Below are 19,431 nucleotides of genomic sequence, written 5' to 3' on the forward strand. Positions count from 1 at the left end.
TAATCATTTAAAAAAAAGTATACTTAATATTAATTATACTGCACTTTAAAGATATCTATCAAAACCTCAGCAGGAACCATCATATCCGGAAAGCCCTCCATTAGATATAATACCTTAGTAATGGACTCATGGTTTAATCCCATACGCAATCCATAATTATAAAGTTTAGCTAACTCTTGTTGTGTACGTTCTTGATCAACATGCATTAACAATACCATTCTATGAAATTGAACAATACGCTCGCTATGCGATTTTAATACCATTCTATTAACAGGATTATTAATAAGGTAATCAAAATCTTCTCTAGAGATTTCTAACTGTTTTGCAACTGCTAACAAAAAATTGTATTCAACAGATTTTATACTGTCATCACTTTTCGCAAATGCAATCATTTCTGATAATAAACTTAACTTCTCTACTCTGTTAGGCATAAATAAGGGATTAATTATACTTTATAAAGTTAAGAATAAAACATAATTAATAATCGTTGAAAGCACGTAGCTTATCGAAAATAACATAGCTATACATCGTTTTTTTAGATATTTCTGTCTAATCTAAATTTTAAAACTCTAAAAACAAAATGAATTACAACCTTAATTTTGACCTTTAAAACGCTATTAGCCAATTATTAATTCGTTAATTTTAAGAGACTTAAATAAAAGTATTAAATTAAAATCTATAAAACTGAATACATCACTTTTTTAAAAAACATTAAAATATTACAACCGCTAAAACTACATCTCATGTATAAATTTTAAACCTATTATAATTTAAAAATAGATTTTTGAAATTGAAATTCTATTAAACTTATGGAATCTGTTTTTATACTTTGTATTTTGTACTTTTGCTTTTTAAACACGACAAATGACTAATAACGATATTTTTAAAAAACTAAGAGTTGCACATCAGTTAAGAGATACTGACATTGTAGAAATCTTAGAATTAGTAGACTTTAGAATTACAAAAACAGAGCTAAGTGCTTTTTTTAGAAGAGAAGACCATCCAAATTATGTAGAATGTGGTGATCAAATTTTACGAAATTTTTTAAATGGTTTAGTTATTCATTTAAGAGGTCCAATGCCTAAAAAAGGAGAAAAACCTAAAGGCGAAGTTTCAGCGAAAGCGAAAACAAAAACCTTTAACAATAAAAAGAATTTTAATAAGCCCAATACACGTCCTAAAAGAGACGATAAGTAATTTGTAATTACTTTAGGCAAATGGATAATTAATTTTATACAAAAAAAAAGAGCAACTATTTAAGTTGCTCTTTTTTTAGTATATATATTAAAGTATTAAGCTAATACTGCTTGTACTTTGTCTGCTGCTTCTTGGAACTCTGTAGCACTCATTACATCTAATCCAGAATCATCAATTAATTTTTTAGCGATATCTGCATTAGTACCTTGTAAACGTACGATAATTGGTACACTAATGTTACCCATGTTTTTGTAAGCATCAATTACACCTTGAGCAACACGATCACAACGAACGATACCACCAAAAATGTTAATTAAAATTGCTTTAACAGCTGGATCTCTTAAAATAAGCTCGAAAGCAATTTCTACTCTTGCTGCATCTGCAGTACCACCAACGTCTAAAAAGTTAGCTGGCTCTCCACCTGCTTGCTTAATTAAATCCATAGTTGCCATTGCTAAACCAGCACCATTTACCATACAACCTACGTTTCCGTCAAGGTCAACATAGTTAAGTCCTTGTTCTCCTGCTTCAACTTCAATAGCATTTTCTTCACGTAAATCGCGCATTGCTGCTAAATCTTTATGTCTAAATAATGCGTTATCGTCAATTGTTACTTTAGCATCAACTGCCATTATTTTATCATCACTAGTTTTTAAAACTGGGTTGATTTCAAATAATGAAGAGTCTGACTTGTCATAAGCAGTGTATAATGCTGTTACAAATTTAGTCATGTCTTTAAACGCTGCTCCTGATAACCCTAAGTTAAAAGCAATTTTACGTGCTTGAAAAGGTAAGATTCCAGTTGCAGGATCAATTTCTTCTGTAAAAATTAAATGCGGAGTTTCTTCTGCAACAGTTTCAATATCCATTCCACCTTCTGTAGAATACATAATCATGTTACGTCCATTAGCTCTATTTAATAATACTGACATATAATATTCTTCTGGCTCAGAATCTCCAGGATAGTATACATCTTCACATATTAATACTTGGTGCACACGCTTACCTTCTGCTGAAGTTTGAGGTGTTACCAAATCCATTCCTATAATTTCTCCAGCGATAGTTTTAACTGCGTCTAAGTTTTTAGCCAACTTAACTCCACCACCTTTACCACGTCCACCAGCATGAACTTGCGCTTTAACAACGTGCCATCCTGTTCCAGTATCTTCAGTTAATTTTTTAGCTGCAGCAACCGCTTCATCAGCATTTTGTGCAACAATACCACGTTGAATACGTACGCCAAAGCTGCTTAATAATTCTTTTCCTTGATATTCGTGTAAATTCATCTTGTATAGAGTAAAATTTTAGTGTTACAAAAGTAAATAATCACATTTACTTACCCTAATATTTAATTATGAAAAAATAAGTAAATCCATTTTTTAATTTTGTTAAATAATTAACAATTTGTTTTAAATGTGTAATATTATGTTGTTTTAATTTTTAAATAGGCTTAAAAAAATAACTTTGAAAAAAATTTGAGATGCAAAACAATCAATTACTACAAATAGCTAAAGACTTTGATAGTCCTATATACATATACGATGCAGATAAAATCGCACAACAATATAATAGACTAACCTCTGCTTTTAAAAGTGTTAAACAATTAAAAATTAATTATGCTGTTAAAGCATTATCTAATATATCTATATTAAAGCTGATGAAACAACTAGGTGCAGGACTAGATACTGTGTCTATACAAGAGGTACAACTAGGTTTAGCTGCAGGTTTTAAAGCACAAAATATTATTTTTACTCCTAATGGTGTGTCCTTGCATGAAATAGAAAGTGTTGCCAAATTAGGTTGTCAAATCAATATTGATAATTTATCTATTTTAGAACAATTTGGTACTAAATATCCAAACATACCTGTTTGTATAAGAATAAATCCTCATGTGATGGCTGGCGGAAACACCAACATATCAGTAGGACATATTGATAGTAAATTTGGAATTTCTATACATCAAATACCACATATTTTAAGAATAGTTGAAAATACTAAAATGAATATTAATGGTATACACATGCACACAGGAAGCGATATTCTAGACATAGATGTGTTTTTATATGCTAGCGAAATATTGTTTGATACTGCACAACACTTTAAAAATTTAGAGTTTATAGATTTTGGATCTGGTTTTAAAGTCCCATATAAAGCTGGAGATATTGAAACAAATATTGAAGAGTTAGGAGACAAACTAAGTGCAAGGTTTAATCAGTTTTGTAAGGATTATGGCAAACCTTTAACCTTAGCTTTTGAGCCTGGAAAATTTTTAGTTAGTGAAGCTGGACAGTTTTTAGTTAACGTTAATGTTGTAAAACAAACAACATCTACTGTTTTTGCTCAAGTAGATAGCGGTTTTAACCACTTAATAAGACCAATGTTGTATGGTTCACAACATGAAATTAGAAATATCTCCAACCCTAAAGGTCGCGAGCGATTTTATAGTGTAGTAGGTTATATTTGTGAAACGGATACCTTTGCCAACAACAGACGCATTTCTGAAATTAACGAAGGCGACATATTAGCTTTTAGTAATGCTGGAGCTTACTGCTACTCTATGGCTAGTAATTACAACTCTAGATATAAACCTGCTGAAGTTTTAGTATATAAAGGCGAAGCACATTTAATAAGAAAACGCGAAACGTTTGAGGATCTTATACAAAATCAAATTGAGATTAAGTTTAAATAATAATTTTCAAAGCCTATAAATGGCTAATTTTTACCAAATTGGCTATTTGTAGTTAAATATCTAAAATTAGACAACGCACTCCAGTATATTTGTAAGTTAAAAGCTACTTAAAAGTTAAAATTAACGTATTTTAACCTAATTACTTGTATTTAATCCGTTTTATTACTTAGATTCGCCATTATAAAGAATAAAATTATTTTATTTTTTAACAATTAATAGCAACTACCTCAAATTCCCTACCTATGCAAACTGATAATAACGAGATATTATCTGATGAAATCCTTGATAAAGGTTTTTTAAATACTATTGAAGATGCTCTAGCTATTGGATCCTGGGAATTAAATATGTTATCAAATACTTTAAAATGGAGTAGCGTAACAAAAAAAATCCATGATGTTGTTGCCAATTACGTCCCAAATGTTGATACTGCCATTAACTTTTATAAAAAAGGACAACATCGTGAGAAAATTTTAGACTTATTTCAAAAAGCCTTACAAAAAGGAGAAAATTTTGATGATGAGTTTATCATTATAACTTCAAAAGGAGAAGAAAAATGGGTAAGATCCATTGGACATCCTAAATTTAAAAATGGGGTTTGCGTTGCACTTAGAGGTGTTTTTCAGGATATTACACAAAAAACACTGCAATCAAAAAAAACGTTAATAAAAGAGAAAGAATTTAGATCGCTATTTGACTACTCTTTAACAGGAATGGCTAAAGTTAGCTTGACTGGTGGTTGGCTTAAAGTAAACAATAGCATTTGTAGAATATTAGGTTATACTGAATCAGAACTTTTAAAATTAAGTTTTAAAGACATCACATATAAAGAAGACCTCACAATAGGAAACAAGGAACTTACTTTACTTTTATCCGGAAAATCAGACAATTTTACAGTTAATAAAAGGTACCTTCATAAAAATGGGAAGGTTTTATATTGTAATTTATCAGCAACAATAGTAAGAGACGATCATGGACATCCTCAGCATTTTATAGCAAACATTAATGATATTTCTGAAATTGAACTTAGTAAAAATAAAATATCCGATTTATTATCTATTAGCTCTAAACAAAACGACAGGCTTTTAAACTTTGCTAGAATTGTTTCGCATAACTTAAGTTCACATGGTGGGAATTTAGAAATGTTGTTAACTTTAAAAAAGGAAGATTATCCTGAAAACACTAAAGATGAATATTTTCCTTTAATGCAAGAAGCCATAGGTAATCTAAATGAAACTATTGAAAACTTAAATGAAGTAGCATTGTATAGTGCTTTAGATAAGGAAGCTTTAGTACCACTAAACTTATTAAAATATAGTAACAATGCCATGTCTAACATTACAGCAGCTACTATATCCAACAATGTTGATGTTAAAATATTAATCGATAACAATATAACTGTTAATGCAATACCTGCTTACTTGGATAGCATTTTAATAAACTTTTTAACAAACGCAATTAAGTATAGAAGGCAAAATGTAAACCCTGAAATAACACTAAAAGCCTACAAAACTGAAGTATATACCATATTAAAAATTAGTGATAATGGTCAAGGTATTGATTTAGATAAACATAAGGACAAGCTATTTGGGATGTATAATGTTTTTCACAAGCATAAAGACTCTAGAGGATTAGGGTTATTTATAGTAAAAAATCAAATAGATGCAATTGGTGGTAAAATTGAAGTAGAAAGCATTGTAGATCAAGGCACTACTTTTACTTTATATTTTAAAAATTAAAAACTAACTGGTTTTTAACTAACTGTTTTGATAAAAGGTTAACCCATTGTTATATAAATCATAAAACGAAAACTCTTTTGTTCCCCAATCTGATTTTATAACTTCAGTCTCTTTAGGAAACACATTTTTAAAATTATATTCTTGATATAAAACATCTACATGCTGTGTAACAATGCGCAACATAGGTCTGTCAATAGTAAAATCCCACTCTTTTTCATCCTTCCATATTAGATGTATTTCTATATGGTCTCTTTTAATGCCTACGTATTTTGGATCTTTAGAATCGTCTGCAAATGCGATTTCAAAACCTAATTTTTGCGTATAAAAAAACAAAGCAGCTAATACGTTTTGAACAGGAAGTATAGGATGAATTTGATGTAGAATTGGAGTCATAAAATTATAATTATTTATTTTTAACCGTTCCTGTAAAATGATTAACATTGGGACTGATTGGATTATTGGTTACACGTCTAAACGATGCAATTTGACCACAATGCCAAATAGAATCTGCGATTGGTCCATTAATATTATTCCAAAACGGGATTTGGCTTTCGCCGAAAATAATTTTGAATTGCGAAATATCATCACTACTTCTTAAAATATCTGCAGCTTGTTTTAAATTATTTAAAGTCGCTACACGCTGTGCTTCAAAAGATAGTTTTAGAGCATCTTTAGTATTTGCTTTTTTTAAAGTCGAATTTAAAATGATTATAGACAAATCATAAATATGTTTTATGGTTTCGGCTGTTGTTCTTACCGAATCTGAAGGCTTAAAGTCTAAATCTTTTGCTGATAATCCATCTGTTGCGTGATAAAATCTAAAGCCTAGTGCATCTATTTGTCTAGCTGCAACAGTACCAGCTGTAAAATGCTCTGATACTTCAGGAAGCTCATAATACGGAATATTTGAATCTGATTGAGCCACCATATTTGTTGTAATTAGTAATGATAAAAAAAGCACTAGTGTTTTCATTTTTAAAAATTTGAAACAGTTAAATACAACAATTAATCCTTAAACTCTTTAACCTGAGGGATATTACTTGTTCCGTATTTATCAAATAGGTACACTAAGCTTGTCATGGTAGCTGCACCTAATTCTAACTCACGTTTGTTGACTGCATCAAACGTATCGTTTGCTGCATGATGATGATCAAAATAACGTTGTGAGTCTGGACGTAAGCCAGCCAAAACAATGTTATCGTTTTTTAGTGGTCCAATGTCTGCACCACTATATCCTTTTTCAAAATAGTGAATTAAGTATGGTTTAAATAAAGACTCCCAACTTAATACTTTGTTTAATGCTGCTTCACTACAATCAAAACTAAAACCACGAGGTGAAAATCCTCCAGAGTCACTCTCTAACGCAAAGACATGATTTTCGTTGTGACGCAATGCTACTTCTGCGTATTTTTTTCCGCCACGCAAACCATTCTCTTCATTCATAAATAACACAACTCTAATGGTACGTTTTGGTTTAATTCCGCTTTCTTTTAATAATCTAATTACATCCATAGATTGTACTACTCCTGCTCCATCGTCATGCGATCCATCTCCTAAATCCCATGAATCTAAGTGACCTCCAACAACCATAATTTCTTCAGGGAATTCGCTTCCAGTAATTTGACCTATAACATTATATGACAAAACGTCTTCAAACTGTTTACAGTTTTGTTTAAAATAGAATTTTAGATTGGCATCTTTTTTTAGGGCTTCGGATAGTTTATTAGCATCATTGGTACTTATTGCTGCAGATGGTACACGTTGCTCATTAGGCAAATCCATGTAACCCATACTTCCTGTGTGTGGTAAATCGTCTTGACGTAAATTAAGAGAACGCACAATTACGCCAACTGCTCCTAGTTTTCCTGCTTCGTAAGCTCCTGCATAACGTTGTTTGGAGCATCCTCCATAAGCCTCGAAGGTGTGAATTAATTCTGGATTCATGGCACCATTAAAAAAGACAATTTTTCCTTTTACTTTATCACCAAGTGCAGCAAGCTCTTCAAAACTTTTTACTTCTATTACTGTAGCTTCTAACCCTGAATTGGCAGTTGCTACTGAGCCACCTAAAGCACAAATATTGACTTCAAATTTGTTGTTATTACTTGTAAAATGTGCTACCTCTTTTGCGCCACGTTCCCATTTTGGAACCATAACTTCTTGTAGCCATACTTTATCTAATCCTAGTTTTTCTAGTTCGGATTTTGTGTATTGTACTGCTTTTTCTGCGTTTACAGATCCTGATAATCGTCCTCCTATTTGATTTGATAAATAGTCTAACCATTGGTAGGCTTTACCATTGGTTAAGGACTGACTATATATTGTTTTTAATGCGTCTTGGTCTGTTTGTGCTAGAACATTAATAGACACTAAAAGTGTTAGAAGAATTGTTAGTTTTTTCATGGTTGGTAATTTTACTTTAAAGATAGTATTTAAATATGAAAAGACCTGACAGAATATTAATCCTATCAGGTCTCTTGTATTATTTTGATTAACCTTAAGTATGTTTTTTTTAGGTCATTTGGTTTGCGTTAGCGATTGTAATGACATCCTTTTTTTGCTGCCATATATGGCAAAAAAAGATATAATGGAAAGCGCGACCCTTGTGGTAACGCCCAAAATATACTATTCGTTATTTAATTGCTCTCTGTATAAATGCAGATTAGCTTTGGTTTTGTCATCCAAATCTGGCTCTTTTATGTCTGAATATTGTTTTAAAGTGTCATACAAAATTTGAGCTACAATTAATCGTGCTGTTGGTTTATCGTCTGCTGGAATGTTGTACCATGGTGCGTTATCCTTGCTTGTTCTGTTTATTGCATCCTGATAACAGTCCATGTATTTGTCCCATAACTTACGCTCTTTTAAGTCGCCTGCTGAGAATTTCCAGTTTTTTTCTTGCTTGTCCAAACGACGTAATAATCTGTTACGTTGTTCGTCTTTTGACAAATTCATGAAAAATTTAAAAATTATTGTACCGTTTTGTGTCAGGTGTTTTTCAAAGTTATTGATTTGATCAAAACGCTGGTCCCAAAAGACATCGTTTACATCGTCAATACTGTTTACAAATGGTAGTTTTTCGTTTAAAATATACTCTGGATGTACACGTGTTACCAAAACGTTTTCATAGTGTGTGCGATTGTGGACTCCAAATTTACCTCGAGCTGGTAATTTTATATAGTGTCTCCAAAGATAATCGTGTTTAAGCTCTAATTCTGTTGGTACTTTAAAGCTCATAACCTCAACACCTCTTGCATTAAAATCTTTAAAAACTTCGCGTATTAAACTGTCTTTTCCTGAGGTATCCATACCTTGTAAACATACTAAAACCGAGTATTTACCGTGTGCATACATGGTGTCTTGTAGCTTACCTAATTGGCGTCTTACTTTGCGCAAAGCGTCCTCTGTGGTATCCTTGTCTGCTTTTAAATCTAGCTTACTTGGTAGGTCGCTTAGCTTTATTTTTGAAGTGATTTTATGGTCGTTAATATTGATGTCTTTCATGTTATTTTATTTACTTGCAAAAAGTTTTACATCTTGCTCACTAACTTCTGTACCTCCTAAAATTATTAATCTTTCGACTACGTTACGAAGCTCTCTAATGTTTCCTGTCCAATCATATTCTTTTAATAAATTGATTGCTTTTTTAGAAAATGTCTTATTGGCTGTGCCTTGCTCTTCGGCAATTTTAGCTGAAAAATGATTTATTAATAATGGTATGTCATCACGTCTGTCATTTAATGCTGGTACTTTAACTAAAATTACTGCTAATCTGTGATATAAATCTTCACGGAATTTTCCGTCTTCGATTTCCTTTTTTAGATCTTTATTTGTTGCTGCTACGATGCGCACATCTACTTTTATATCTTTATCACTACCTACACGTTGTATGCGACTTTCCTGCAAAGCACGTAATACTTTGGCTTGTGCAGATAGGCTCATGTCACCAATCTCGTCTAAAAAAATAGTTCCACCATTGGCTGCTTCAAATTTACCTGCTCTGTCTTTGGCTGCACTTGTAAAGGCACCTTTGACGTGTCCAAATAATTCGCTTTCTATCAGCTCGCTTGGTATTGCCGCACAGTTGACCTCTATCATTGGACCTTTAGCACGATCACTTTTTTGGTGTAACCAATGTGCGACTAGCTCTTTACCTGTTCCGTTTGGACCTGTAATTAAGACTCTAGCATCTGTTGGTGCAACTTTGTCTATAATGTCTTTGATTTGAGAAATAGCGTCGCTATCTCCTATCATTTCATATTTTTTGCTGACTTTCTTTTTAAGAATTTTGTTTTCAATAACTAACTCTTTTCTGTCTAAAGCATGTCTTACTGTATTTAGTAAACGATTTAAATCTGGTGGCTTGGATATGTAATCAAATGCACCTAAACGCATTGTATTTACTGCTGTATCTAAATCTCCATGTCCAGAAATCATGACCATTGGTATTTCTGGCTTTATTTTTTTGACAGCCTCTAATACCTCAACACCATCCATTTTAGGCATTTTAATATCACATAGGATTAAATCGTAATCGTTTTTTCTAATTTTATCGATTCCTACTAATCCGTCTTCAGCTTCTTCTAGCTCATATTTATCATTTTCCTCTGACAGGATTTTGACCAATACTCTTCTAATTGCTGCTTCATCCTCTATTACTAAAATTTTTGGCATTATATTTTAAATTTAATTCCTGTTCTTAAATAAAACGCGTTTACGTTGTCTAACTTAAATACGTCTTCTCTATTTTCGTCTCTTATTCTGTTACTCATACTTAAAGTATAACCTACGTATGAGTACCATACTAAATTGTCTGTAAAACAATACTCGTAACCCAAACCTGCCAATATTACTGATAAAGACACACTGTCTGCTTCCTTACCATCAATGGTAAATACTTCTTGTGTGTTGGCAAAATAACCATCAATTCCGACAAAGGTTTGTACGATGTTTTTTTCGTTAAAAAAGTACTTCACATTTGTTTTAGGCACTCCTAAGTTATAAGACCAGTTTTCATTTAAACGTCTAAAATAACTTACAAAAGGTAGTGGTAATGGTATACCTGTTGTACTATTATATGTCAGTCCTAATACTAATCTATATGGTTTTTTTATGTTTTGGTCTTTTATCTTATCGTTTATAGCATATACACCTCCATTTAAAAACATATCATCACCTGTGATTTTATGTCTAAGTGTAGATGCTATTCTTGGTGTAATCTTAGCACCTAATCGCCAATTTTCTGAGAGTTTAAATGTGTAACCTAAATTAAAATCTATGATATGTAATCGTCTTAAATTAGAGGTTGGAAAAGGGTAATCGTCCTCTAAATCTAGGGTCAACCTACTATATTCTGCACCAACAATTAAATAACAGTCTTCACTTGTTTTGATAGGATAATTTAATAACCCTCTAAATCTATCAAAACTATCTTCAGAATTACTTTTGGGCACATAAGAATACTCTAACCTAGCTAAATCTGTTAATTGTGCATGGGCTACATTTACACCACATAGTAGCGTTAATGTTAGTAAAATGGTTCCAAAATGTAATTTCATATAATCTATAATTATTTAATTTCTATATTTTTATTTGCTATCCTTTATAATGTGAATATCGCGTTGAGGGAATGGTATGGTAATATTATTTTCTCTAAACAATCTATCTATTTCAAAACGGATTTCACTTTTAGGTATTCTTGCATTAAAGCTGTCATCTATAGTAAACGTTACCCTAAAATTTAAAGCACTATCCCCAAAGTCTGTAAAAGTAACAGCAGGTTCTGGAAATTTAAAAACATTTGGGATAGACGTTGCTGCCTCTAATAATAATTTTTTAACTAATTGTACATCACTTCCATAGGCAACACCTACATCAACACCTTCTCTTGTACTTGTTCCGTTTTGAGTCCAATTATAAAGGCTGTTAGTAAGGTATAAATGATTAGGAATAATTAGTACTTTATCGTCTATGGTTACAGCTCTAGTTGTACGCAACTTAATCTCTTCCACGCGACCCACTTTACCATCAATTTCCATAATATCTCCAACGTGAACCGATTGATCAACTAATATAAAAATTCCAGAAATTATATCCTGAAACAACGTTTGAAGCGCTAAACCTACACCAATTAAAAGTGCTGCAGAAGCTGCAAAAATGGCTGTTACATCTATATTTATTGAATCTAATATTATAAGAAATACTACTATGTATATAAACCAACGTGCAAATGAAAATACAGTAGTAAATTTTGCTTTATCATCATCAGGCATGTGACGCGTAACTACTTTTCTAATAAATCGTAATACTATAGTTGTTAGTATTAAAACTAATATAATAAGTAATATATACTTAACTTTAATTACGCTAGTAGTCAAACCCTTATCATCAGTAAAGGTGTAAATTTTATAGTTTAATAGTTCTATAAATTTTTCCCAAATAGAACTTTCAGTAATCACATCACTTACTTTTTCTACTTCTTTTTCAATTTTATCTGCTACTTTAATTTCTTGAATCATTGTAAAAATTAATATCTAATCCACTTAATCAACTCTTTATAAGTTGGTTTTTTACCATACATTAATATACCTACTCTGTAAATTTTTGCTGCAAACCATACCGTAAACATAAAAGTACCAACCAATAGTAATAACGATACTACTTGTTGCCAAATTGGCACACCAAACGGAATACGCATTAACATCACTACAGGTGAAGTAAACGGTATAAACGAAAATATAGTACTTACCGTACCATGTGGATCCTCTATTACGGTAAACATACCAACGTAAACTGCTAATATTAATGGCATTAAAATAGGTAACATAAATTGTTGCGTATCTGTTTCGTTATCTACTGCTGCGCCAATTGCTGCGTATAAAGAACTATACAATAAATAGCCACTTATAAAAAACAATAAAAATGCAATTACCAAATTAGCAAGTGGTAAGTTATAAAATGCTGTAAATAAACTTTGTACTTTCATGCTTGCATCTGGATTAGCCATTGCTTGACGCATAATTTCTTGCTGTGGTGTTTGCGCCTGCGCAAAGTCAATTCCAAAAATAGCAGAGACTACTGTTAGTAAGACACCTCCTAAAATAATCCATATAATAAACTGAGTCACTCCTGCTAGAGATGTCCCAATTATCTTACCTAACATTAATTGCACTGGCTTTACAGAAGAAATGATAACTTCTATAATACGACTTGTCTTTTCTTCGATAACACTACGCATGATCATATTACCATAAATAATGATAAACATAAAAAGCAAATAACCTGCTGCACCACCAAATGCAAGCTTAACTACACTGTCAATTTTAGATGACTTAACACCAGAAAAATTTTCTTGTGCAATGTTAATCTTTATTTTAGACGCTTTAATCATCTCTATATCGACACCTTGACTTGCCATATTAAGATTGGTTAGCTCCTTTTCTATTTTATTTTCTAATGAAGAAATTACAGATAAGGATGGTGATTCTTCTGAATAAAATTGCACACTAGTAGCTGCATTTTCAAAATTTTCTAATTTATTTATATGAAGCAAGCCATAATCACCTTTTTCTTCTACTATAGTTTTTGCATTATCTAAACTTAAACCTGTCAGGAGGTTATATTTTGTATTATCTGTATCTTTAAAAACCTCAGTCAACATTCCGGAATCATCCAATACCGAAATGACACGTTGTTTATTGTTATTCATCTGAGATAAATACACAACGACGGTTATTAAAGCTATAAATATTAACGGACTTAAGACCGTCATTATTAAAAACGATTTGTTTCTAACCTTGGTTAAATACTCGCGTTGTATAATAAGTGGAAGATGGTTCATGGTTAGTTATTCTTTACTGTTTGAATAAAAATATCGTTGGCACTTGGAATAACTTCTACAAAGTGAGAAATCTGTCCTTTACTAGTCAGGTAGCTTAATAGGTCATTAGCCGACTCGTTATTAGATAACTTAATATTAAGTTTTAAGTCGTTTTCTAATGTTTTAAATTCGGCTGGTGTCACACTAAATTTACTTGCTAACTCTTGTTCTAAATTATCATTATTTGGATTTATACCAATTTGAAAAGTATTGCTTTTATATTGGCGTTTTATATCCATTAGGTTACCATCTAATACTTTGTTAGATTTATGTATTAAGGCTATTTGGTCACACAACTCCTCTACCGATTCCATACGATGTGTAGAAAAAATTACGGTTGCACCTTCATCTCTTAGTCTTAAAATCTCATCTTTTATTAAATTTGCATTAATTGGATCAAACCCAGAAAAGGGCTCGTCAAAAATCAATAATTTGGGTTCATGCAGGACAGTAACCACAAACTGAATTTTTTGTGCCATACCTTTAGACAATTCCTGTATTTTTTTATTCCACCAGTCTCCAATCTCTAAGCGTTCAAACCACATTTTAAGGCGTTTTTTAGCTTCTGCTTTTTGCATACCTTTTAATTGTGCTAAGTACAAAGCTTGCTCGCCAACTTTCATGGATTTATATAATCCACGCTCTTCCGGTAAATAGCCAATATCTTTTACGTGGTGATTTTTTAAAGCTTCTCCATCCAACAAAACATGTCCAGAATCTGGCATTGTTATTTGGTTAATGACTCTAATTAAAGTTGTTTTTCCTGCTCCATTTGGACCAAGCAAACCAAAAATACTACCCTTTGGAACAGTAATAGACACATTATTTAGTGCTGTAAAGTCTCCAAATTTTTTAGATACTTGGTGCACCTCTAAAAGGTTATTCATCGTTATTTTTTAAGATTGATTAGTTAAGCTAACACTAGCTTTAGTTGTAAATATAGAAAATGTTAAAATAGTAACATTACTAATTTAGGTGTTTTTAACTTAAAGGAAGAAATATCTTTTTATATAAAACAAAACCCACCCTCTAAATAAATAAAGGATGGGAAAAAATTGCTATGAAAAAGAAAAATTATCACTAGCTAGGCTAGCGATAAACCAAATATACTATTTTTTATTAAATAAGATGTTAAATGATTTAAATAGTTAAACAAAAAGCAAAAAAAAGCTCACAAAATGTGAGCTTTTAAAGTTTAGTTTATGCTTTTTGTTACGAAAACATGTCTTTTACTTTTTCAAAAAATGACTTATCACTGCGCTCTGGCTTAGGAGAAAAGTGTTCGTCCTCTTTCATACTTTCAAAAAACTCTTTTTGTTTTTTGTTTAATGTTTTTGGTGTCCATACGTTAACGTGTACTAATAAATCTCCTTTACCGTAACCATTAATACTAGGAATACCTTTTCCGCGTAAGCGTAATATTTTACCCGATTGCATACCTGCTTCTATCTTGATACGTACTTTTCCGGTAACTGTGTCAATTTCTTTTGAGTTTCCTAGGATTGCATCAGGTAAGCTTACGTATAAATCGTAATGTAAATTATCGCCTTCACGTTGTAAAGACTCATGTGCTTCTTCCTCTATTGCTACAAGTAAGTCTCCAGACACACCATTACCTGGTGCTTCGTTACCTTTTCCTGATACTTTAAGTTGCATTCCGTCTACTACTCCTGCTGGTATATTAACTGGAATAGTTTCTTCTTTAGCAATCATACCTTGTGCATCAGCTTCACTAGGTTTTTTATCTATTGTTTGTCCTGCTCCACTACATGTTGGACATGGTGCAGCTGTTTGCATACGACCTAAAATTGTGTTTGTAACTCTAGTCACTTGACCAGCTCCATTACACGTATTACACGTTTTATATGTGGTACCTGGTGCCTGAACTTTACGTTTTACTTTAATTTTCTTTTCAACACCATTAGCAATTTCTTCTAAAGTAAGTTTAAGACGTACACGTAGGTTACTACCTTTAACGCGACGTTGTCCTCCACCTCCACCGAAGCCACCTCCAAAACCAGAGAAACCTCCACCTCCAAAGATGTCACCAAATTGGCTAAAAATATCGTCCATGTTCATTCCGCCACCACTGTAGCCTCCACCACCACCTTCAAATGCTTGGTGTCCAAATTGGTCGTAACGTGCCTTTTTGTTGTCGTCACTTAATACCTCATAGGCTTCTGCTGCTTCTTTAAATTTAGACTCAGCATCCTTATCATCAGGATTTTTGTCAGGATGAAACTCGATTGCCTTTTTACGGTATGCTTTTTTAATTTCAGCTTGAGATGCTGATTTATTTATACCTAATATTTCGTAAAAATCTCTTTTAGCCATATTTGATTTATTGTCCGATTATTACTTTTGGAAAACGTATAACAGTTTCGCCTAGTTTATAACCTTTTTCTATAACGTCTACAATCTTACCTTTTAAGTCTTCAGTAGGTGCTGGTATTTGTGTTATCGCTTCATGATGATCTGCATTAAACACATCACCTGCTCTAACTTCTAGTTGAGACAATCCTTTTTGTTGTAATGTCTGTAATAATTTGTTGTAAATTAATAGGACACCTTTACGCATTTCTTCTGCTTCTTTGTCATCGTCGATGTGTAATAAAGCGCGTTCAAAATCATCTAAAATTGGTAACATAGATACCATTACATCCTTACTTGCAGTTTGAAACAATTCAATACGCTCTCTAGAGGTACGTTTTTTATAGTTTTCAAACTCGGCAAAAAGACGTAAAAATTTATCTTTTTCTTGTTGTAAATCAGCCTTTAACTGCTCTTCCACAGATAACTCTTCTGCAACCTCTTCTTGTGTTGTTGCTTGTTCTGCTTGATTTGAAGTAGAATTAATTTCTTCTTCTATGTTTGTTTCGTTGTTGCTTTTCTTGCTCATTATTGTACTTAATTTAAAATACTGTAATTGGGATGGCAAAAGTACTGCCATTACTATTAAAAATGTCAAAATGTCATTGTTTTTTTTAATAAACAAATAATTAGTTTCCATGGAAGATTATTTATATATTTGCGCTTTAAATCACTAAAACTAAAATTTTATATCATGAAAAAAATTGTATTAAACCTTTTTGCAGTAGCAATCGTTGGATTAAGTGTTGTTGCTTGTAAAAGTGATGCTAAAGAAGCAAAAACAGGTGAAGTTGAAGCTGTAGCTGAAAACACAGAAGCTGCTAAATATAAAGCAGATGCTGACAACTCTATGATTATATGGAAAGCTAACAAAATTGTTGGTGGACATGAAGGTACTATTAATGTATCAACTGGAGTTGCTGAGTTTGAAGGAGACAAATTAGTTGGTGGAAACTTTATGTTTGACATTAACACTATTAAATGTACTGACATTCCTGAAACTGAAGAAGCTAACGCAAATCTAGTAGGTCACTTAAAAAGTCCAGACTTTTTTGATGTAGCACAATTTGGTACTGCAGCATTTGAAATTACAAAAGTAGAAGGAAACAATATTAGTGGTAACTTAACACTAAAAGGTATTAAAAAGAACATTACTTTCCCAGCATCTGTAGCTGTAAATGGTGACGATGTAACTATTACAAGTGACACGTTTACTTTAGATAGAACAGAGTGGAACATTATGTACAACTCTGCTACAAGTGATGATGTTGCAGCATCTTTAGGAGATAAGTTAATTAAGGATGATGTAGAAATTAAAATATCTGTTAAAGCTAAAAAAGCTTAACAATTAACTACTACTAAAAAGAAGCCACAATTAACGTTGTGGCTTTTTTTATTTCTAATAACGACATTAAACTACAAACTCATAAAAAAAATATAACTTTAGCCTATACTAACCAATATAAATTTACAATGACTTTAGGTGCCTTATCAATAAGTATAGCAGTAAAAGATATTATTGCGTCCAAACAATTTTATGAAACTTTAGGTTTTACAGTTTTTGGTGGACAACTTGAACAAAATTATTTAATAATGAAAAATGGAAATGCGTTAATAGGACTTTTTCAGGGTATGTTTGATAAAAATATTATCACGTTTAACCCTGGTTGGGATGAAAACGCTAATCCGTTAAAAGATTTTGATGATGTTAGGTCCATACAAAAACAATTAAAAGATAATAATATTTCTTTTATTACCGAAGCAGACACTACCACCAAAGGTCCTGCAAGTTTTATGATACTGGATCCTGATGGTAACCAGATTTTGGTAGATCAACATGTTTAACCTTTACTCTACCGGAAAATCAAAATATTGATTTTTAAAAGGCTCTCCTTTTAAGGTAAAATGCCACCATTCTTTTGGGTAATTTCTAAAGCCATTTGTCAACATGACGTGTTGTAATAGTTGTCTATTTTCCTGCTGTTTTGATGTCAATTTAGTATTACTTACCCAAGATTCTGGACCAAAAAAATCATAAGGACTACCCATGTCTAAAACTTTTCCTGTCTTTAAATTTATAATTGTCAAATCTACTGTGCTTCCGCTACTATGTCTAGATTTGGAGGCAATATAACCTTGACTAAAAAGATTTTTTTTATCTACATTTGGATAATACTCTTGCTTTTTTAAGGTATCATTAACTTGTTTTGCCCATCTTACAAAATGGTTTACCGCTTGTTGTGGTCTATAAGCGTCATAAATTTTTAAACCTAACCCCTTTTTTTTAAGGGTATCTTGTACATTTTTTAAAGCTTTAGCTGCTAATGTTGTCATAATCACGACCTCTTTATTGTAACCATCAATTTGCTCTCCTACAAAATTATCATCATTACAATACTTTAACTCTACATCTAAATCTTGAATTATATCTTGAGCATAGACAAATCCCTCCCTTAATTGTGCAATACTAATAGTTGTAAAAAATGTTAGTAAAAGCGCTAAATTATACTTCATGATTTAAATTTTATAGGCTAAATTTATAAAATAAAAAACTAATTATGACCTATCCTTGGCATCTATATTTAATGGGAGCAATTTATGTGTTTGCAGGTGTTATGCATTTTATTAAACCTAAAATGTATTTACGCATCATGCCAAGATACTTACCTAATCATAAACTACTAGTTAAATTAAGTGGTATTGCAGAAATAGTTTTAGGTATAACAGTCTGCATTCCTGCATTAAAAGCTATTTCAATTTATGGTATAATATTAATGTTGCTTTTATTTTTAATGGTCCACATATATATGTTAACTGAAAAAAAAGCTTCGGCTGGACTACCAAAATGGATCTTGTTATTACGTCTTCCGTTACAATTTGGGCTAATGTATTGGGCATTTTGGTATTTAAAATTTTAAGAAATGCTTTTTACAGAAGAAATCAAACTTAATTTGCCAGATGCTGAGATTAGTTATTTTCCTAATTTTTTTGACATAAACGAAGCTTCCGATTATTACGATTTGCTATTTAATGACATCCCTTGGCAGCAAGATAACATTACTTTGTTTGGAAAAACGCATGCACAACCCAGATTAACTGCTTTATTTAGCACCAATAATAAACCCTATAGTTATTCCAATATTACCATGCATCCACATGGCTTTACTTCCGCTTTAAGCGAAATAAAAAAAAGAGTAGAAACTATAGCAAACATAAACTTTACTACATGCTTAGCTAATTTATACAGAGATGGTCAAGATAGCAATGGTTGGCATGCTGATGACGAAAAATCTTTAGGTATAAATCCTATAATTGCCTCTGTTAGTTTTGGCGAAGCACGATATTTTAATCTCAAACATAAAACGGACAAATCATTAAAGCAAAAACTATTACTAGAGCATGGCAGTTTATTATTAATGAAGGGTAGCACGCAACATCATTGGTTACATCAGATTGCTAAAACCAAAAAACAAATAATGCCTAGAATTAATTTAACTTTTAGAATCATAAAATAAAAAGTATTAAAAACATAAAAGCCAAGGTCCCTCAACCTTGGCTTT

Annotated in this window: 21 protein-coding genes; 7 read left to right on the top strand and 14 right to left on the bottom strand. The window is 31.8% G+C overall.

The features are described from left to right. Nucleotides 1-29 precede the first annotated feature (29 nt). Nucleotides 30-431, bottom strand: a complete 402-nt coding sequence (locus JM82_RS08820) for a TerB family tellurite resistance protein (protein WP_145002438.1) — start codon at nucleotides 429-431, stop codon at nucleotides 30-32. Between the two features lie 433 nt (nucleotides 432-864). Between JM82_RS08820 and JM82_RS08825 the strand changes: the two genes are divergently transcribed. Next, nucleotides 865-1,197 carry a DUF1456 family protein gene (locus JM82_RS08825; RefSeq protein ID WP_145002441.1) on the top strand — a complete coding sequence of 111 codons (333 nt, stop codon included), beginning with the start codon at nucleotides 865-867 and terminating at the stop codon, nucleotides 1,195-1,197. Between the two features lie 95 nt (nucleotides 1,198-1,292). Here JM82_RS08825 and sucC read toward each other — a convergent pair whose 3' ends face one another. Further along, nucleotides 1,293-2,483, bottom strand: a complete 1,191-nt coding sequence (gene sucC / locus JM82_RS08830) for an ADP-forming succinate--CoA ligase subunit beta (RefSeq protein WP_145002444.1) — start codon at nucleotides 2,481-2,483, stop codon at nucleotides 1,293-1,295. Nucleotides 2,484-2,677: 194 nt separating this feature from the next. Between sucC and lysA the strand changes: the two genes are divergently transcribed. Continuing rightward, nucleotides 2,678-3,886, top strand: coding sequence for a diaminopimelate decarboxylase (gene lysA / locus JM82_RS08835; RefSeq protein ID WP_145002447.1), 1,209 nt, complete (start codon nucleotides 2,678-2,680; stop codon nucleotides 3,884-3,886). A 242-nt stretch (nucleotides 3,887-4,128) separates the two neighbouring features. Next, complete coding sequence (locus JM82_RS08840; protein ID WP_145002450.1) at nucleotides 4,129-5,622, top strand: sensor histidine kinase; 1,494 nt, start codon at nucleotides 4,129-4,131, stop codon at nucleotides 5,620-5,622. Between the two features lie 18 nt (nucleotides 5,623-5,640). Here the strand turns inward: JM82_RS08840 and JM82_RS08845 are convergent, their stop codons facing one another. From JM82_RS08845 to JM82_RS08895, 11 genes are all read right to left on the bottom strand, one after another. Beyond that, nucleotides 5,641-6,015 (bottom strand): glyoxalase/bleomycin resistance/extradiol dioxygenase family protein, encoded by a 375-nt coding sequence (locus tag JM82_RS08845; RefSeq protein ID WP_145002453.1) that lies wholly within the window; start codon nucleotides 6,013-6,015, stop codon nucleotides 5,641-5,643. Nucleotides 6,016-6,025: 10 nt separating this feature from the next. Then, nucleotides 6,026-6,595 carry a hypothetical protein gene (locus JM82_RS08850; protein ID WP_145002456.1) on the bottom strand — a complete coding sequence of 190 codons (570 nt, stop codon included), beginning with the start codon at nucleotides 6,593-6,595 and terminating at the stop codon, nucleotides 6,026-6,028. A 32-nt stretch (nucleotides 6,596-6,627) separates the two neighbouring features. Next, on the bottom strand, nucleotides 6,628-8,025 hold the full coding sequence (locus JM82_RS08855; RefSeq protein ID WP_145002459.1) for a M20/M25/M40 family metallo-hydrolase: 1,398 nt from the start codon (nucleotides 8,023-8,025) through the stop codon (nucleotides 6,628-6,630). Nucleotides 8,026-8,247: 222 nt separating this feature from the next. Next, a complete protein-coding gene (locus JM82_RS08860; protein WP_145002462.1) occupies nucleotides 8,248-9,126 on the bottom strand; it encodes a PPK2 family polyphosphate kinase in 879 nt (292 codons plus the stop codon). 6 nt (nucleotides 9,127-9,132) lie between these two features. Next, nucleotides 9,133-10,296, bottom strand: a complete 1,164-nt coding sequence (locus tag JM82_RS08865; protein WP_145002465.1) for a sigma-54-dependent transcriptional regulator — start codon at nucleotides 10,294-10,296, stop codon at nucleotides 9,133-9,135. Beyond that, nucleotides 10,296-11,180, bottom strand: a complete 885-nt coding sequence (locus JM82_RS08870; RefSeq protein ID WP_145002467.1) for a DUF6268 family outer membrane beta-barrel protein — start codon at nucleotides 11,178-11,180, stop codon at nucleotides 10,296-10,298. The genes JM82_RS08865 and JM82_RS08870 overlap by 1 nt, the downstream gene beginning before the upstream one ends. 30 nt (nucleotides 11,181-11,210) lie before the next feature. Continuing rightward, entirely contained in the window at nucleotides 11,211-12,140 is a 930-nt protein-coding gene (locus tag JM82_RS08875; protein WP_145002470.1) for a mechanosensitive ion channel family protein, read from the bottom strand. An 8-nt stretch (nucleotides 12,141-12,148) separates the two neighbouring features. Then, nucleotides 12,149-13,462 (bottom strand): ABC transporter permease, encoded by a 1,314-nt coding sequence (locus tag JM82_RS08880; RefSeq protein WP_145002473.1) that lies wholly within the window; start codon nucleotides 13,460-13,462, stop codon nucleotides 12,149-12,151. Nucleotides 13,463-13,464: 2 nt separating this feature from the next. Then, nucleotides 13,465-14,388: an ABC transporter ATP-binding protein gene (locus JM82_RS08885; RefSeq protein WP_145002476.1), complete on the bottom strand. Its 924-nt coding sequence runs from the start codon at nucleotides 14,386-14,388 to the stop codon at nucleotides 13,465-13,467. A gap of 325 nt (nucleotides 14,389-14,713) precedes the next feature. Continuing rightward, nucleotides 14,714-15,835, bottom strand: coding sequence for a molecular chaperone DnaJ (gene dnaJ / locus JM82_RS08890; protein WP_145002479.1), 1,122 nt, complete (start codon nucleotides 15,833-15,835; stop codon nucleotides 14,714-14,716). A 7-nt stretch (nucleotides 15,836-15,842) separates the two neighbouring features. Continuing rightward, on the bottom strand, nucleotides 15,843-16,400 hold the full coding sequence (locus tag JM82_RS08895) for a nucleotide exchange factor GrpE (protein WP_145002482.1): 558 nt from the start codon (nucleotides 16,398-16,400) through the stop codon (nucleotides 15,843-15,845). Nucleotides 16,401-16,565: 165 nt separating this feature from the next. On the opposite strand from JM82_RS08895, the gene JM82_RS08900 reads away from it, so the two are divergent. Continuing rightward, complete coding sequence (locus tag JM82_RS08900; protein WP_145002485.1) at nucleotides 16,566-17,216, top strand: YceI family protein; 651 nt, start codon at nucleotides 16,566-16,568, stop codon at nucleotides 17,214-17,216. A 128-nt stretch (nucleotides 17,217-17,344) separates the two neighbouring features. Then, nucleotides 17,345-17,716: a VOC family protein gene (locus JM82_RS08905; protein WP_145006717.1), complete on the top strand. Its 372-nt coding sequence runs from the start codon at nucleotides 17,345-17,347 to the stop codon at nucleotides 17,714-17,716. 3 nt (nucleotides 17,717-17,719) lie between these two features. On the opposite strand, the gene JM82_RS08910 is transcribed toward JM82_RS08905, so the two are convergent. Next, nucleotides 17,720-18,385 carry a M15 family metallopeptidase gene (locus JM82_RS08910; protein ID WP_145002488.1) on the bottom strand — a complete coding sequence of 222 codons (666 nt, stop codon included), beginning with the start codon at nucleotides 18,383-18,385 and terminating at the stop codon, nucleotides 17,720-17,722. A gap of 44 nt (nucleotides 18,386-18,429) precedes the next feature. Between JM82_RS08910 and JM82_RS08915 the strand changes: the two genes are divergently transcribed. Together JM82_RS08915 and JM82_RS08920 are read left to right on the top strand one after the other, a co-directional pair. Beyond that, the gene (locus tag JM82_RS08915; protein ID WP_145002491.1) at nucleotides 18,430-18,789 is read left to right on the top strand and encodes a MauE/DoxX family redox-associated membrane protein; all 360 of its coding nucleotides are present in this window, start codon (nucleotides 18,430-18,432) and stop codon (nucleotides 18,787-18,789) included. A gap of 3 nt (nucleotides 18,790-18,792) precedes the next feature. Continuing rightward, the gene (locus tag JM82_RS08920; RefSeq protein WP_145002494.1) at nucleotides 18,793-19,386 is read left to right on the top strand and encodes an alpha-ketoglutarate-dependent dioxygenase AlkB family protein; all 594 of its coding nucleotides are present in this window, start codon (nucleotides 18,793-18,795) and stop codon (nucleotides 19,384-19,386) included. Nucleotides 19,387-19,431: the final 45 nt, after the last annotated feature.

It is taken from the genome of Olleya sp. Hel_I_94 (assembly GCF_007827365.1).
Taxonomy (GTDB): Bacteria; Bacteroidota; Bacteroidia; order Flavobacteriales; family Flavobacteriaceae; genus Olleya.